Source organism: Klebsiella spallanzanii (genome assembly GCF_902158555.1).
GTDB lineage: Bacteria > Pseudomonadota > Gammaproteobacteria > Enterobacterales > Enterobacteriaceae > Klebsiella > Klebsiella spallanzanii.
In genome coordinates, this window is record NZ_CABGGS010000012.1 from 255,826 (window position 1) to 272,221 (window position 16,396).

11 protein-coding genes and 1 tRNA gene are annotated in these 16,396 nt (G+C 55.5%); 5 read left to right on the forward strand and 7 right to left on the reverse strand.

What is annotated here, in order from left to right:
• Nucleotides 1-17 precede the first annotated feature (17 nt).
• A tRNA-Sec gene (locus FN082_RS12400) sits at nt 18-112 on the reverse strand.
• Between the two features lie 294 nt (nt 113-406).
• Here FN082_RS12400 and FN082_RS12405 point away from each other — a divergent pair.
• From FN082_RS12405 to FN082_RS12415, 3 genes are all read left to right on the forward strand, one after another.
• Entirely contained in the window at nt 407-1,801 is a 1,395-nt protein-coding gene (locus tag FN082_RS12405; protein ID WP_139538407.1) for a glycoside-pentoside-hexuronide family transporter, read from the forward strand.
• 13 nt (nt 1,802-1,814) lie between these two features.
• Nucleotides 1,815-4,133: an alpha-xylosidase gene (gene yicI, locus FN082_RS12410; RefSeq protein ID WP_142981642.1), complete on the forward strand. Its 2,319-nt coding sequence runs from the start codon at nt 1,815-1,817 to the stop codon at nt 4,131-4,133.
• A 261-nt stretch (nt 4,134-4,394) separates the two neighbouring features.
• Nucleotides 4,395-5,126, forward strand: coding sequence for a MurR/RpiR family transcriptional regulator (locus tag FN082_RS12415; protein WP_142981643.1), 732 nt, complete (start codon nt 4,395-4,397; stop codon nt 5,124-5,126).
• 74 nt (nt 5,127-5,200) lie between these two features.
• On the opposite strand, the gene FN082_RS12420 is transcribed toward FN082_RS12415, so the two are convergent.
• The 4 genes from FN082_RS12420 to xanP form a co-directional block, all read right to left on the reverse strand.
• Nucleotides 5,201-6,580, reverse strand: coding sequence for a family 4 glycosyl hydrolase (locus FN082_RS12420; protein ID WP_142981644.1), 1,380 nt, complete (start codon nt 6,578-6,580; stop codon nt 5,201-5,203).
• A 12-nt stretch (nt 6,581-6,592) separates the two neighbouring features.
• A complete protein-coding gene (locus FN082_RS12425) occupies nt 6,593-8,152 on the reverse strand; it encodes a PTS transporter subunit EIIC (protein ID WP_142981645.1) in 1,560 nt (519 codons plus the stop codon).
• Between the two features lie 288 nt (nt 8,153-8,440).
• Nucleotides 8,441-10,156 carry an AsmA family protein gene (locus tag FN082_RS12430; protein WP_142981646.1) on the reverse strand — a complete coding sequence of 572 codons (1,716 nt, stop codon included), beginning with the start codon at nt 10,154-10,156 and terminating at the stop codon, nt 8,441-8,443.
• Between the two features lie 144 nt (nt 10,157-10,300).
• Nucleotides 10,301-11,692: a xanthine/proton symporter XanP gene (gene xanP / locus FN082_RS12435; RefSeq protein WP_139538401.1), complete on the reverse strand. Its 1,392-nt coding sequence runs from the start codon at nt 11,690-11,692 to the stop codon at nt 10,301-10,303.
• Between the two features lie 287 nt (nt 11,693-11,979).
• On the opposite strand from xanP, the gene gltS reads away from it, so the two are divergent.
• On the forward strand, nt 11,980-13,182 hold the full coding sequence (gene gltS / locus FN082_RS12440) for a sodium/glutamate symporter (RefSeq protein ID WP_142464165.1): 1,203 nt from the start codon (nt 11,980-11,982) through the stop codon (nt 13,180-13,182).
• Nucleotides 13,183-13,295: 113 nt separating this feature from the next.
• Here gltS and glpK read toward each other — a convergent pair whose 3' ends face one another.
• Complete coding sequence (gene glpK / locus FN082_RS12445) at nt 13,296-14,807, reverse strand: glycerol kinase GlpK (RefSeq protein WP_139538399.1); 1,512 nt, start codon at nt 14,805-14,807, stop codon at nt 13,296-13,298.
• A gap of 21 nt (nt 14,808-14,828) precedes the next feature.
• The gene (locus FN082_RS12450; protein ID WP_139538398.1) at nt 14,829-15,680 is read right to left on the reverse strand and encodes an MIP/aquaporin family protein; all 852 of its coding nucleotides are present in this window, start codon (nt 15,678-15,680) and stop codon (nt 14,829-14,831) included.
• A gap of 443 nt (nt 15,681-16,123) precedes the next feature.
• On the opposite strand from FN082_RS12450, the gene zapB reads away from it, so the two are divergent.
• A complete protein-coding gene (gene zapB / locus FN082_RS12455; protein WP_110276935.1) occupies nt 16,124-16,369 on the forward strand; it encodes a septal ring assembly protein ZapB in 246 nt (81 codons plus the stop codon).
• The last annotated feature ends 27 nt before the right edge of the window (nt 16,370-16,396 follow it).

The window sequence follows — 16,396 nt, forward strand, 5'->3', positions numbered from 1 at the left end:
GCTAGAAATGACTGAACTGGCGGAAGATCACAGGAGTTGAACCTGCCCGGGACCGCTGGCGGCCCCAACTGGATTTGAAGTCCAGCCACCTCACCGGAGATGACGATCTTCCGCGCCTCGATTGCTACATGGAGGCGGGGCGCATTATAGCTACTTTCCTGCATTAACCACATACCCCAACGCACTTTTTTACTGTTAAAACTGGACTTTACAGAACCTTCTTAAACAAATCCTTGCAAAATCCGTGGCTTACACTTTTACACACTCTTACAGGCTACCGAGATCACATAAAACAAGAAACGTAATTTGATTATGAGATATCGCAATTCATCTTACCGCGCGGATAGTTTACAAATTCTGTAACCGGTACCAACAAGCGGTAGCGCTGAGAGATGAGTGTGTTGTTATGAAAGATCATATTTTGTCCGTCAAAGAGAAGATTGGTTACGGTATGGGCGATGCCGCCAGTCATATCATTTTCGATAACGTCATGTTGTATATGATGTTTTTCTATACCGATATTTTTGGTATTCCTGCCGGCTATGTCGGCACCATGTTCCTGCTGGCCCGCGCGCTGGATGCGATATCCGACCCGTGCATGGGATTGCTGGCCGACCGCACCCGCAGCCGCTGGGGGAAATTCCGCCCGTGGATACTGTTTGGCGCGATCCCGTTCGGCCTCGTCTGCGTGCTGGCCTACAGCTCGCCGGACCTGAGCCATAACGGCAAGCTGATTTACGCTGCGGTCACCTACACCCTGCTGACCCTGCTTTATACCGTGGTCAATATCCCGTACTGCGCGCTGGGCGGCGTCATTACCGACAACCCGACGCAGCGCATCTCCCTGCAGTCCTGGCGCTTTGTGCTGGCGACGGCAGGCGGCATGCTCTCGACCGTCCTGATGATGCCGCTGGTGAACTTTATCGGCGGCGAAGACAAGGCGTTTGGCTTCCAGGGCGGCATCGCAGTGCTCTCGGTGATTGCTTTCCTGATGCTTGCCTTCTGCTTCTTCACCACCAAAGAACGCGTCGAAGCGCCGCCGAGCTCCACCTCGATGCGTGAAGATCTGCGCGATATCTGGCGCAACGATCAGTGGCGCGTGGTTGGCCTGCTGACCATCCTGAACATTCTCGCGGTCTGCGTTCGCGGTGGCGCGATGATGTATTACACCACCTGGATCATGGGGTCCGCTGCGCTGTTTACCGCGTTCCTCACCACCTACTGCGTCGGCAACCTGATCGGCTCGGCGCTGGCGAAGCCGCTCACCGACTGGAAATGCAAAGTCAGCGTCTTCTGGTGGACCAACGCCATCCTGGCGGTACTGAGCGTGGCGATGTTCTTCGTGCCGATGGACGCTGAAATCACCATGTTCGCCTTTATCTTCGTGATTGGCGTACTGCATCAGTTAGTCACGCCGATTCAGTGGGTGATGATGTCCGACACCGTCGACTACGGCGAATGGTGTAACGGCAAACGCCTGACCGGCATCAGCTTCGCGGGCACTCTGTTCGTGCTCAAGCTGGGCCTGGCGCTGGGCGGCGCGATGATTGGCTGGATGCTGGCAGGCGGTGGATACGATGCCGCAGCCAAAACCCAGAACAGCGCTACCATCACCATCATTATCTCATTGTTCACCCTCGCTCCGGCGGTTTGTTACCTGCTGAGCGCGGTTATCGCTAAACGCTACTACACCCTGAAAACGCCGTTCCTGAAAAAGATGATGGCGGAACTGGCTCAGGGTGCGCGCCGCAACGAACACGACTTCACTTCAGCGCCGACAGGCAAAGAATTGCAAAACTAAGAGGAAGCTATTCATGAAAATCAGTGATGGAAACTGGCTTATTCAACCAGGGCTCAATCTGATCCAACCCGTACAGGTCTATGAGGTTGAGCAGCAAGGTAACGAGATGGTGGTCTACGTTGCGTCTCGCGAAGTCCGTGAGCGCGCCGCTCAACTGGACGTTCCGCTCTTTACCGTGCGCTTCTTCTCCCCGCAGGAAGGGGTGATCGGCGTACGCATGGAGCACTTCCAGGGCGCGCTGAACAATGGCCCGCATTACCCGTTGAACGTGCTGAAAGATGTAAACGTTGAAATTCAGAACGGCGATGAGTTTGCCGAGCTGAAGAGCGGTAACCTGACCGCCCGCGTCACCAAAGGTGACTTCTGGTCGCTGGATTTCCTGCGCGACGGCGTACGTATTACCGGCAGCCAACTGAAAAACGACGGCTATGTGCAGGATACTAAAACCAATCGCAACTACATGTTCGAGCGTCTTGATCTCGGCGTCGGCGACACCGTCTACGGCCTCGGCGAGCGCTTTACCGCGTTGGTGCGTAACGGCCAGACGGTAGAAACCTGGAACGAAGATGGCGGCACCAGCACCGAACAGTCGTATAAAAACATTCCGTTCTATCTGACTAACCGCGGTTACGGCGTGCTGGTTAATCATCCTGAGCGCGTCTCTTTCGAAATCGGCTCCGAGAAAGTCTCTAAGGTGCAGTTCAGCGTTGAAGGCGAGCATCTGGAGTACTTCGTGATCGACGGCCCGACCCCGAAAGAGGTGCTGAATCGCTATACCCAGTTCACCGGACGTCCGGCGTTGCCGCCGGCCTGGTCTTTCGGTCTGTGGCTGACCACCTCGTTCACCACCAACTACGACGAAGCGACGGTTAACAGCTTTATTGATGGTATGGCGGAGCGCGATCTGCCGCTGCACGTGTTCCACTTCGACTGCTTCTGGATGAAAGCCTTCCAGTGGTGCGATTTTGAGTGGGATCCGGTCACGTTCCCTGACCCGGAAGGTATGATTAAGCGTCTGAAAGATAAAGGTCTGAAAGTCTGCGTGTGGATCAACCCGTATATCGGCCAGCGTTCGCCGGTGTTTAAAGAGCTGCACGAGAAAGGCTACCTGCTGAAACGTCCGGACGGTTCGCTGTGGCAGTGGGACAAATGGCAGCCGGGTCTGGCGATTTATGATTTCACCAATCCGGAAGCCTGCGAGTGGTATGCCAACAAGCTGAAAGGCCTGGTGGAGATGGGCGTTGACTGCTTCAAGACCGACTTCGGCGAGCGTATTCCGACCGACGTGCAGTGGTTTGATGGCTCCGACCCGCAGAAAATGCACAACCACTACGCCTTCATCTATAACGAGCTGGTGTGGAACGTGCTGAAAGAGACCGTTGGCGAGAAAGAAGCGGTGCTGTTCGCCCGTTCCGCCTCGGTGGGTGCGCAACAGTTCCCGGTGCACTGGGGCGGCGACTGCTACGCCAACTACGAATCCATGGCGGAAAGCCTGCGCGGCGGCCTGTCCATCGGGATGTCCGGCTTTGGTTTCTGGAGCCACGATATCGGCGGCTTCGAAAACACCGCGCCTGCCCACGTCTACAAACGCTGGTGCGCCTTTGGCCTGCTGTCGAGCCACAGCCGTCTGCACGGCAGCAAATCCTATCGTGTGCCGTGGGCTTACGATGACGAGTCCTGCGACGTAGTGCGTCACTTCACGCAGCTGAAATGCCGCATGATGCCGTATCTGTATCGCCAGGCAGCCCTGGCCAGCGAGTTCGGTACGCCGATGCTGCGTTCAATGATGCTGGAGTTCCCGCACGACCCGGCCTGTGACTACCTGGATCGTCAGTACATGCTGGGTGATTCTGTGCTGGTCGCACCGGTGTTTAGCGAAGCGGGTGATGTGCAGTTCTACTTGCCGGAAGGCCGCTGGACACACCTGTGGCACAACGACGAAGCGCAGGGCAGCCGCTGGCATAAGCAGAATCACGATGTGCTGAGCCTGCCGGTTTACGTGCGCGACAACACCCTGCTGGCGCTGGGCAACAACGACCAGAAGCCGGACTACGCGTGGAACGAAGGCACCGCTTTCCAGCTGTTCAACCTCGACGATGGCCGCGAAGCCGTCTGCCAGGTTCCGGCAGCGGACGGTTCGGTGGTCTTCACCCTGAAGGCGAAACGCCAGGGCAACACCATTACCGTTAGCGGTGAAGGCGACGCCAGCGGCTGGACGCTGTGTCTGCGCAATATCCCGCAGGTTGCGGGCGTGCAGGGCGGCGCTCAGGCGGGTAGCGAGCTGGGCGTAGTGGTGACCGCGCAGGGCAGTGCGCTGACGATTAGCCTGTAATCACAGTCGTCTGCGGGCCGGTAGCCCGGACGAGGCGCGTCAAGCGCCGCCTCCGGGAATACAGGCGTAATGCAGGCTCAGGTTATCCTCCCGGTGGCGCTGCGCTGACCGGGCTACGAACTAACCCCTCTTCGTTTACGGAGAGGGTTTTTTTATTCCATTTTGGCTAAAAAAGTAACGTTCATTTCATTCTGGTGATTCATCCCACAGACACCATCGCCGCCAGGTGATAGCGTAGTTTGCCGCTGAGAGGAGCCATGAATGGATTTAGAAAACATCTTTCGTGACGTTAAGCTAAGCAAAACCGAAATGACCGTGCTGCGCTTTATTCAGAACGATCCTGAGCAATGCGTGCGCGAGGGGATCCGCGCCGTCGCGGAACACTGTTATAGCAATCCCTCCTCGCTGGTGAGGCTGGCGAAGAAACTGAAATTCAGCGGCTGGCTGGAGCTGGTCTACTTTATTAAATTCAATATCACCATGCCCAAACTCGATGTCACCAACGACATCGATTATATGAGCATTCAGCCGGTGGAGGGGATAACCCCGTTGCTGGAAAGCCTGCAACATCACCGCATTTTGATTCATGGCAGCGGCTTTTCGCAGCTGATCGCCCAGTATATTTATAATAAGTTTTTGGTGATCGGGGTGAATGCCAGCCTGGCGTTGTGGCCGGATTATGAAATCCTCGAGCAGAAGAATGCCGCCAAATTTGATTCGATCTGGATTATTTCCAAATCCGGGCGCAGCAGTTCGGCGCTGAACTGGGTGAAGGCGCTGGAAGGGAAGGAGATTAATCTGGTCTGCTTTACCGGCGATTATCAAAGCCCGCTGGCGCAGGCGGCGGATACGGCGTTTATTATTCACGACCCGCAGAAGTTCGATGACGATATTTACTGGAGTAACCCGTTTTTCGGTTATTGCATACTCGGTTTTGAGCGGCTGCTGAAGATATGGTTTATGCGGACGGGTATCCCCGGAGGCGGCGCTTGACGCGCCTGTCCGGGCTACCGGCCCGCAGACAGCTGTGAGCTTGTAGCCGCCATCCGGGGAATTTAGCCGGGCGTTTATTGCCAGTCGGCGAACTGCTTATCGTCGAGATAAGCTTCAACCAGCGTTTTTGCCAGCGAATAAGAGCCAACCAGCGGATGTGCCATTAGCGCCCGTACCGCCAGCGATTTATCCCGTTGCAAAATAGCCGCCACCGCCAGACGTTCATACTCTTTCACGTTGGCGATCATGTTTTTCTGCGCCGTTGGCACATGTTTCGGCGTCACCGGCTTCAGGCCGTCTTTGCTCAGATCGCAGCTGATCTCAATCACATCGTCCGCGCGCAGGAAATTCAGAGTACCGTTGTTGGGCATCGACACCACGATGCGCTTGGTGGTGGTGCTGTTGACCGCCTCCAGAATATCCAGCGCCACGCCCGCGTAGCCGCCGGTATCCGGCTCTTCGATAAACTGTTTTAAGGTCAACGGTTCGCGGGTGTGGAATTTCTCCTGCTGCGACTCGTTCTGCATGTAGCTGTTTTCCCGGCGTAAATAGTGCTTCATCCAGATGGTAAACGCCGCTTCCTGGTTGGCTTTTACGTCGATGGTTCGCAGCTCTTCGCGCATATCGTGATTGATGCGGGCAATCTGCTCGCCACGGGTTTCCGGCGCGTTCTGAATCGCTTTTAACGCCACTTCACGATAGTAGTAATAATAGAGATATTCATTAAGCAACTGCTTATCACACAGCTGGACCAGCTCCGGCGAAAAGTACTGCATCGCCGTTTTGCGGTATAAATCCGGGCTGGCGATCAGCCGCTCGGTGACATCTTCGCCGCGCACGGTGAAATGGGTAAACCAGGAGAAGTGGTTCAGCCCATAGCACTCGACGCCGAGGTCGTTCTCGTCGCAGCCGAGGATCTCCGGTAGCTCGCGAATAAGCTCCGATGGGGCGTCGCAGATGCCGTACACCCGGCGCTTAAAGCCGGATTTGATAATCGCTTCGGTAACCAGCCCTGACGGGTTGGTGAAGTTAAACAGAATGGCGTCTTTGGCTGCGTGCTCTTCAATCAGGCGGCAGTAATTGAGAATCGCCGGAATGGAGCGCATCGCCATGGCGAACCCGCCTGCACCAGTGGTCTCCTGGCCCAACGTATTGTGCTCAAGAGCGATCCGCTCATCGCGGATCCGGCTCTCATCGCCGCCTACGCGCAAGGTGGTTATCACATAGTGGCTATTTTTTAGTGCCGGCACCGGGTCGCTGGTCACGCTAAAGTGAATATCCGGGCGAATAGTATTAAATACATAGTGAGCAATTTCGCCGAATATTGCCAGGTTTTCAGCGGAGCTGTCGAGAAATACCACTTCCGTTAAACCAATGCGGTGCGCGTTATATGCCAGAGATTTCGCCAGGAATGCAGAGCGAACGCCGCCCCCGCCTAATACGGTTAATTTCATAAAAACTCCCAATTAATTTTCTGCTAGCCAGCTATCAACCCGGGAACGAACTTGTCCCACTTTGACGCCGTAAATAACCTGAACTTCATTACGATTTCGTACTACGCCATTTGCGCCGGTGCTTTTTAATATCGCATCGTCAACTAAATCCATATTGTGGATAGCAACGCGCAGGCGGGTGAAACAGTTGTCGACGGAAATAATGTTCTCTTTACCGCCTAAGCCATTGATAATTTCATTGGTTACCGACTGCGGTTCACCCATTTTTTTACGATAATCCGCCTTGCTATATAACTTCACATTTTCATCGTCTTCACGACCCGGCGTCTTGAGATTCAGCTTAACGACCAGAGTACGGAAGATAACGTAATAGACCGCAAACTGACCGATACCGATGAGTACGTAGCCGGGCCAGCGCGTCAGGGATACCGGCAGCGGCAGGTTGTAAATCAGGAACTCAATCAGCCCGGATGCGCCCCAGGGCCGAACGGTGAAGATATCGCAAATGGCCTGCGAGGCCGCGGTCAGGGTGGCGTGGATAACCCACAGCAGCGGCGAAACAAACAGGAAGGTAAATTCAATCGGCTCGGTAATACCGGTGAGCATGGAAGTGATAATGGCAGGCAGCAGAATCGCTTTGGCCATCATTTTTTTCTCCGGCTTCGCCGTGTGGTAGAACGCCAGTGAGGCACCGGCAAGACCGAAGATGGTGGTCATCCCTTGCTGTGAGAAGCGCAAAGCCTCGTTCATCACTGGAGTCAGATCCGGGTGACGCATATAGGCGAGAAAAATTGCCTGGGTGCCAGACACCACCTGACCGTCAACGTTCAGCGTGCCGCCGATTTGCGTGAGCTGGAACGGCGACCAGACGAAGTGGTGCAGGCCGGTAGGAATAAGGAATTTTTCAAAGAAGCCGTAGACGAAGACCCCGGCTACGCCAGCGTTCTTCATAAATCCTGTCAGCGCCGCGATGCCGTGAGTCATAAACGGCCAGATCCAGGTAAAGGCGATGGCGTAGAAAATGACGACCGGCGTCATCGCCACCAGCGTTAACTTCGCGCCACCGTACATAGAGAGCGCGCCGGGCAGTTCGATGGTCGACACTTTGTTATGTACCCAGGCGATGGTGCAGCCGAGAATAATCCCGAGAAAGACCCCCATATCGACCACCACAAAGCCCAACAGCTGGGTTTGCCCGGTACCGTAATATTCGCCGTTAATTTTTTCTGCGAGGCCGTTGGTGTGCTCCAGCCAGGAATGGTTGGCACCGAGAAACATGATAAAGCACATAACCGCAACCAGCGCCACTTCAGTTTTTTTATCTTTCGCCAGGCCGTAACTGATACCAACGCAAAATAATAAACCGAGGTTGCCAAATAATGGCCAGAAGGTGTCACCAAGAAGCTGCCCGAGCTGGTGTAAAAAGCTGGTCTCCGAAATTAATGTCGGGTTGGTTAAGACAGAACTGAGTGCCAGAATTAGGCCGATGACCGGCAAGAACAATACTGCGCCGATCATTGCCCTGGAGAATTTTTGCATATTCTCCATAATACGTTGGCGTATTACAGACATGGTTGTTCCTTTATTTTTGTAGGTTCAGGGACTTTAATTATTTTTTTGACTTCCAGTATTTTTGTTATAGCAAGTCCGCTATTTGAAAGGAACAGGTTGCGGGAAATAGGTACAAATAGCCGCAAAATGGCAACAGGTTTCATATGTAGGAATATTACCCTCACCCATTCCTCTCCCTCGAAGGGAGAGGGGGCCGATCGGTGCGGGTATAAAAAAGGTGCTTAAAAAATAAAGAGCGCAGAGGGCGGTTCCCTCTCCCCGCCGGGGAGAGGGATGGGTGAGGGGAAACTAGGGTGTAGAAATTACCGGAGCAGAAGGAGCCTGGGTACTGGTGACCTCGCCGTTGCGCATCACCTGCGCAACCTGCTGCTTCTCCATATTAATTGCGCTGAGTTGACCGTTGACGGTCGGCTTCAGCGGCGCATCCGCCAGCACGCTTCCGGTGGCGGTCAACTGCACGTTACCATCGCCGGAAACCGGCAGCGCAGGCCAACCCCACGCCTGCAAAATATTCAGCGGCACGCCGCGACCGTTCAGGCTCAGATTGACCAGGCGCTGCGGAAGTTGCGATACCGCCGCTGTGGCTTGCAGGATCCCGCGTTCGGTAAAGGCGCTAAGCTCGTTAACATTCACCGTTGAGGCGTTGGCGCTCAGCTTCAGCGATGGGCGACGAACGTCAATACGGTTAAACGTTGCGGCAGCGGCGTTGAGCGTCGCGCTGCCGTTCCATATACCCCAGCTGCGGTCCTTCACCAGCTGCAGTTCGCCGCCGTAGCCGTCGAGGGCGGTGATCTGCCACGGGAATTCCGGTTCAACATCAATCACCAGGTTGCGGCTGGCGCTGAATTTTTTCAGCGTCAGGCTTTGTAGCCATTCGGGCAGTTGCTCCATCCACAGCTGCTTCCAGTTGGTCGGCAGCGTATATTCCAGACCGGCGAACGCGGCGTCATCCAGCACCAGGGCGTGACCGGCGCGCAGCCAGTTGCCGGAAGTCCGCACCATGCCGCCCTCCCAGCGCGAGGTGAACTGGCGCAGCGCGATGCCCTGCGGTGAGAAACCGGCGTTGAGAATAGGGTCAAGGAAATGCAGTGAGCCGTAAATAAACTCGTTGGCATTCATTGATAAAGTGCCATCCTGGCTTTGCCAGTCGCCGTGGCTCAGAGTGAGATTGCGCAGATTAAGGTCGAGGCTGGCGACCGCCCAGTCAGGCCCCTGCAGGCTGGCGTCGGTCATATCAAGACGGCCAATCTGTAGCGAAGGCAGGGTGGTCAGCGGCGCAAAAAAGTCGGCGAGTGATTTATCGCTTTGCAGGCGGATTTCGTTGAGGCGTAAATTATCGACCTGCCAGCCACCGTCGGCGCTGCGTTTCGCCGTGCCGGTGAGCGTGCCGCGGGCAACATCAGCCCCGATGGTTGAGAGCGTCACTTCTCCGTTATCAATATTTCCCTGAATCAGTACGTTGCTGGCTTCAATACCGTTGAGCGTCATCGAGCCGGCGCTCATCTGAATCTGCGTTTTCTTACCGAGAACGTTGCCCGTTTCCGGTGCCCACGGGCTGACGCCGCCGGTAACGCGCTGCGCGCTGAGATCCCAGTCGCTCTCCGGGCTATTGAACGCCATATTGCGCAACTGTAGGCGGTCAGCGGCAAACGGCAGCGCCGCTGAGGAAGGAGAGAAATTCAACGTGCCGTCGCTGAGGACAATTTCGTCAGCATGCAGCGGGTCGCTAAACTGGCGGCTGCTAAAACCGATATCCACCGTCTGCGCTACCAGCGTGGCGGGTTTACCATCGCGACCGAGGGTGACATTTTGCAGCTGCAGGTGCATTGGCGAGGAGAAATTGTGGTCCATTTTGTTGAAAGAGACCTTCCAGCCGGTACCATCGCTTAGCCAGGCGCTGGCCTGACGCGCGCCCCATTGGGTTTGCAGCAGGAAGTAAGCGGCAATAATCACCACCAGCAGGGTAATCAGCAGCCAGAGAATCAGCTTTCCGAGAAATTTCATGGTCTTCAGTCCTGAGCGAGGCACATAAGGCTGTTATGCCCGAATTATGCGCAATCCTCAAGACAGGAATTGTGTAATGAGATGATGTGAGGTTGATGATACTTGCGCCCCGGCCAGCATCGCGCGGCCGGAGCGTCAGCAGGATCAGTTTTTCTCTGGCGGGAAAATCAGATTCAGTACAATCGCCGTGATACCACCAGCAGCGATGCCGGAGGAGAGCAGGTTCTTCAACCAGTCCGGGGCGAACTGCAGGATCAGCGGCTGCTGGGAAACGCCAAGGCCGACGGCCAACGACAGGGCGATAATCAGGATCGCGCGGCGGTTCAGCGGCTCACGGGAAACGATGCGCACACCGGAGGCGGCAATGGTGCCGAACATGACCAGCGTTGCGCCGCCGAGCACAGGTTCAGGAATATGCTGCACGAAGCCGCTTACCGCCGGGAACAGGCCGAGCACGATCAGCATCAGCGCCACCACAAAGCCGACGTAGCGGCTGGCGACGCCGGTTAACTGAATCACGCCGTTATTCTGGCCAAAGCAGGAGTTCGGGAAGGTATTGAACACCGCTGAGACAAAGGAGTTCAGGCCGTTAGCCAGCACGCCGCCCTTCAGACGCTTCATATATAGCGGGCCGGAAACCGGCTGCTCGGAGACGTCAGAGGTGGCGGTGATATCGCCGATGGTTTCCAGTGAGGTAATCATAAAGACCAGCATTAGCGGCAGCAGCAGGTTCCAGTCGATACCCAGCCCATAGTAAAGCGGCGTAGGGACCATAATCAGGCTGCTTTCCGTTGGCGCGGTATTGGTCGGCAGCATGTCAAGGAACCATGCCGCCAGGTAACCGGCCGCCATGGCGATAACCAGCGAAGCGATACGCAGATACGGGTTACGCTGGCGGTTAAGGATAATAATCAGCGCCAGTACGATACCCGCCAGCAGCAGGTTTTTCGGCGCGCCAAAGGTATTGTCGGCCATTGCCGCATAGCCCCCGCCGATGGAGGTCAGGCCAACCTGAATCAGCGACAGACCGATAATCATCACCACCACGCCGGATACCAGCGGGGTAATGATGCGGCGGGCGAGGTGCAGAACGCGAGAGAGAACCATTTCTGTGCAGCTGGCCAGCATCAGGGTACCGAACAGCGCGGCCATCATCGTCGGGACGTCGGCTCCGCCGGTTTTCAGCGCGGTACCGCCCATAATCAGCGGCGCGACAAAGTTAAAGCTGGTGCCCTGAATCGAGAGCAGGCCGGAGCCAACCGGGCCCCAGGCTTTGATTTGAATGATGGAGGCGACACCGGAGGCGAACAGGGACATGCTGATGATGTGCTGCGTGTCCTGAGCCGGGAGGCCCAGAGCCTGGCAAATTAACAGCGCCGGGGTGATGACCGCGACAAACATCGCCAGCAGGTGCTGGAAAGCGGCGAACAGGGTTTGCGGTAGCGGCGGGCGGTCTTCAAGGCGGTAAATTAATTCGCTGGTTTGCGTATGCGCAATCGGTTGCGCATTTTCTGACTCTGCGGTGTTAACGGACATCACAACAATCCCAAAGGTGGCAAAGCGAGAATTTTATCGGACTGTAGACCAAAAGCAAACGATTGCCACTCTTTAGCGATAAATATTTATACAGGGAATAGGTAATGAATAATTATTAACATTTTGTATGTTTGATCGCATCAATATCCCTACAAAATATCTTTTCCTGTCCTTTTTTCCACACTTCTGCTTAAAATCCCTTCCCGATTACTCATGATGAGAAGCAATCGACACCGGGAATTTCGTCGCGTGTGAATGGATCATGCGCCTATAAGGAGCTCTTTTTTATGTTTCATCTCGATACCTTATCGACGCTCGTTGCCGCAACATTAGTGTTGCTACTGGGTAGAAAACTCGTTCAAACCGTCCCTTCCCTGAAGACATACACCATTCCTGAGCCCGTGGCGGGCGGGCTACTGGTTGCGCTGGCGCTGCTGGTGCTTAAGAAGAGCATGGATATCGAAATTGATTTCGATATGAGCCTGAAAGATCCGCTGATGCTGGCGTTTTTTGCCACCATCGGCCTGAATGCCAATCTCGCCAGTTTACGGGCTGGGGGGAAGGTAGTGGGGACGTTCCTGATCGTTGTCGTGGGACTGCTACTGCTGCAAAACGCCCTCGGCATCGGCATGGCGAAGCTGCTGGGCCTCGACCCGCTGATGGGGCTGCTGGCGGGTTCGATTACGCTTTCCGGCGGTCATGGAACCGGGGCGGCGTGGAGTAAAGTGTTTGTCGAGCGCTATGGCTTTGCCAACGCCACCGAAGTGGCGATGGCTTGCGCAACTTTTGGCCTGGTGCTTGGCGGCCTGATTGGCGGACCGGTGGCGCGCTACCTGATTAAGCACTCTTCTTCACCGGACGGCACGCCGGACGATCAGGTTGCGCCGACCGCTTTTGAAAAGCCAGAAATGGGGCGCATGATTACTTCGCTGGTGCTGATTGAGAGTATCGCGCTGATCGCCATCTGTTTGACAGTAGGAAAGATCGTTGCGCAACTACTGGTGGGCACCGTGTTCGAGCTGCCGACCTTCGTTTGCGTGCTGTTTATCGGCGTGATCCTCAGCAACGGTTTGTCGGCGTTGGGGCTGTATCGTGTGTTCGATCGCGCGGTGTCGGTATTGGGTAACGTCAGCCTGTCGCTGTTCCTGGCGATGGCCCTGATGAGCCTGAAGCTGTGGGAGCTGGCGTCGCTGGCGCTGCCGATGATCGCCATTCTGGCGGTGCAAACGGTGGCAATGGCGCTGTATGCGGTTTTTGTGACCTATCGAATGATGGGGAAAAACTACGATGCTGCGGTGCTGGCCGCCGGTCACTGCGGTTTTGGCCTCGGCGCAACGCCGACGGCGATTGCCAATATGCAGGCGATTACCGACCGTTTTGGCCCATCGCACATGGCGTTTCTGGTGGTGCCGATGGTGGGCGCGTTCTTTATCGATATCGTTAATGCGCTGGTGATTAAGCTGTATCTGCTGTTGCCGATGTTTGGCTGATAAAAAACCCGGAGGCGGTGCTGCGCACCTGTCCGGGCTACAAGATCGTGCCGTTTGGGGTTTTGTAGCCCGGCTAAGGCGTTTACGCCGCAAGCCGGGAATACTCTACAATCTTACCCCTCGTCGTGTTCTTCCCACGCTAACGCGCGTTTTACCGCTTTCTTCCAGCCGCTGTAACGATAGTTACGCTCGGTGGTTTCAATCCCCGGACGGAATTCGCGTTCGATAACCGCTTTCTCCTGCAGCTCATCCAGATTCTGCCAGAAACCGACGGCCAGACCTGCCAGATAGGCTGCGCCTAACGCGGTGACTTCGCGTACTTCCGGGCGCTCCACGCGGGTGCCGAGAATGTCTGACTGGAACTGCATCAGGAAGTTGTTGGCCACCGCGCCGCCGTCGACGCGCAGAGCGTGCAGACGAATTCCCGAGTCAGCCTGCATCGCTTCCAGCACGTCGCGGGTCTGATAAGCGATAGATTCCAGGGTGGCGCGAATAATATGGTTAGAGTTCACGCCGCGGGTCAGGCCGAAAATCGCGCCGCGGGCGTACGGGTCCCAGTACGGTGCGCCGAGGCCGGTAAATGCCGGAACCACGTACACGCCGTTGGTATCTTTCACTTTGGTGGCGAAATATTCGGAATCGAACGCGTCGCTAATCAGCTTCATTTCATCGCGCAGCCACTGGATGGAGGCACCCGCCATAAACACCGCGCCTTCCAGCGCATAGTTCACTTCACCGCGCGGGCCGCAGGCGATGGTCGTTAGCAGGCCGTGCGTTGAAGCCACCGCATTTTCGCCGGTATTCATTAGCATAAAGCAGCCGGTACCGTAGGTATTTTTCGCCATCCCCTCTTTAACGCATAGCTGGCCGAACAGCGCGGCCTGCTGATCGCCCGCGATACCGGCGATGGGAATACGCGTGCCGCCTTTACCACCGATATTGGTCTGGCCGTAGACTTCGGAAGACTTACGCACTTCCGGCAGCATGGCGCGCGGGATATCCAGCGCGTCGAGCATTTTGTCGTCCCAGTCCAGCTCATGGATATTGAACAGCATGGTACGCGAGGCGTTGGTGTAGTCGGTGACGTGAACGCGTCCCTGGGTCATTTTCCAGATAAGCCAGGTGTCTACGGTGCCGAACAGCAGCTCGCCGCGTTTTGCGCGCTCGCGCGCACCTTCGACGTGGTCAAGGATCCACTTCACTTTGGTGCCGGAGAAGTAGGGGTCAACCACCAGGCCGGTAGCCTTACGGATGTACTCTTCCATACCGTCGCGCTTGAGCTGCTCGCAGATTTCAGCGGTACGGCGGCACTGCCAGACAATCGCGTTATAAATCGGCTTACCGGTTTCGCGCTCCCACACGATGGCGGTTTCGCGTTGGTTGGTGATACCGATTGCCGCGATTTCATCGGAGCTGATATCGGCTTTCGCCAGCACTTCGACCAGCGTAGAGCTTTGCGATGCCCAGATTTCCATCGGGTCGTGTTCAACCCAGCCTGGGCGCGGATAAATTTGTTCGAATTCTCGCTGAGAGACGCTGACGATATTGGCATCGTGATCCATTACAACGGCGCGGGAGCTGGTGGTGCCCTGGTCGAGCGCTACGATATATTTTTTGTCGGTCATAGTATGAGTCCCGTAGTCAGATTACAGCGAAGCTTTGTGTTGCGTCGTAGAGGGGGATGAGGCTTCTTTCTCTTCGACAACGCAGGTGTCGCAAGGCAGGTGGCGGCCAATCAGCTTGCGGTAGCAGAATGCGCCCAGCGCAGCACCGACGATTGGCGCACACAGCGGCACCAGGAAATAAGGAATATCTTTACCGCCGGTGAAGGCGACATCACCCCAGCCTGCCAGCCAGGCGAAGGCTTTCGGTCCGATATCACGCGCCGGGTTCATGGCGAAGCCGGTCAGCGGGCCCATGGATGCGCCGATAACGGCGATCAGTAGACCAATCAGCAGCGGAGCCAGCGGGCCACGCGGCACGCCGTTACCATCATCGGTCAGCGCCAGAATCACGCCCATCAGGATAGCGGTAATCACCATTTCTACCGCGAAGGCCTGCACAAAATTGATATGCGGGTTCGGGTAAGTGGAGAAAATGCCTGCCAGCTCGAGACTTTCGACGCTACCGCGCACCATATTGTGGCTATGTTCGAAATCGAAGAAAAGATTGTAATAAAGCCCGTAAACTAAAGCCGCAGCGCAAAAGGCGCCAGCGAATTGCGAAATGATAAAAGGAACAACTTTACGCCCGTCGAAGCAGGCGAACAGCCACAGTGCAATGGTAACCGCCGGGTTAAGGTGCGCACCGGAAACCCCTGCGGTCAGGTAAATCGCCATGGCGACCCCCAGACCCCAGATGATGCTGATTTCCCATTGCCCGAAGCTGGCCCCCGCGACCTTAAGCGCAGCGACGCACCCAACGCCGAAAAAGATCAACAACCCGGTACCGAGGAACTCTGCGATGCACTGGCCTTTTAGTGTTGATGTTTGGCTCATAATCGAATCCTGAAGCGTAGTGATGATTATTGTATGTATGAAGGTCGCAGGCGACCACGCTGCCATGTAGGCATAGTGTTAATTTATCGTTAACGAACAAAAACGAGAAATATCGAAATTCAAATGTGTGTACTGTGTCAAGAAAATGAGCGTTTTCGCGCCATAAACGCGTGTTCGGTCATTTGCGGGATCGTTTCACCGCTCATTTTTTTAACGCATTGATTAACAATTACGAAAAAGTACCGGGTAAAAGCGGCGAACGGACCAGGTAAAGACTGAAAAGTGTTGCAAACCGCAATCTACGCGGGTTGTCGCTGGACAGGGGCGACGGGGCTTCATACAATCGACTACATCACCACTGTAGCGCGCTAATTTTCGTTAAGGCGTCAACGCGTATACGAAACGGACGGTTTCTATCAACGCCTTGCAAGTTCAGGAGAGGTATGACGATGTCATTAGAAGTGTTTGAGAAATTAGAATCTAAAGTCCAGCAGGCGATTGATACCATCACTCTGTTACAGATGGAAATCGAAGAGCTGAAAGAAAAGAACAACACCCTGGCGCAGGAAGTACAAAGCGCACAGCACGGTCGTGAAGAGCTGGAGCGTGAAAACGGTCAGCTGAAAGAACAACAGCAGGGTTGGCAGGATCGTCTGCAGGCGCTGCTGGGCCGCATGGAAGAAGTGTAATGCTTCTCGCCCTCTCCCGTCCGGGAG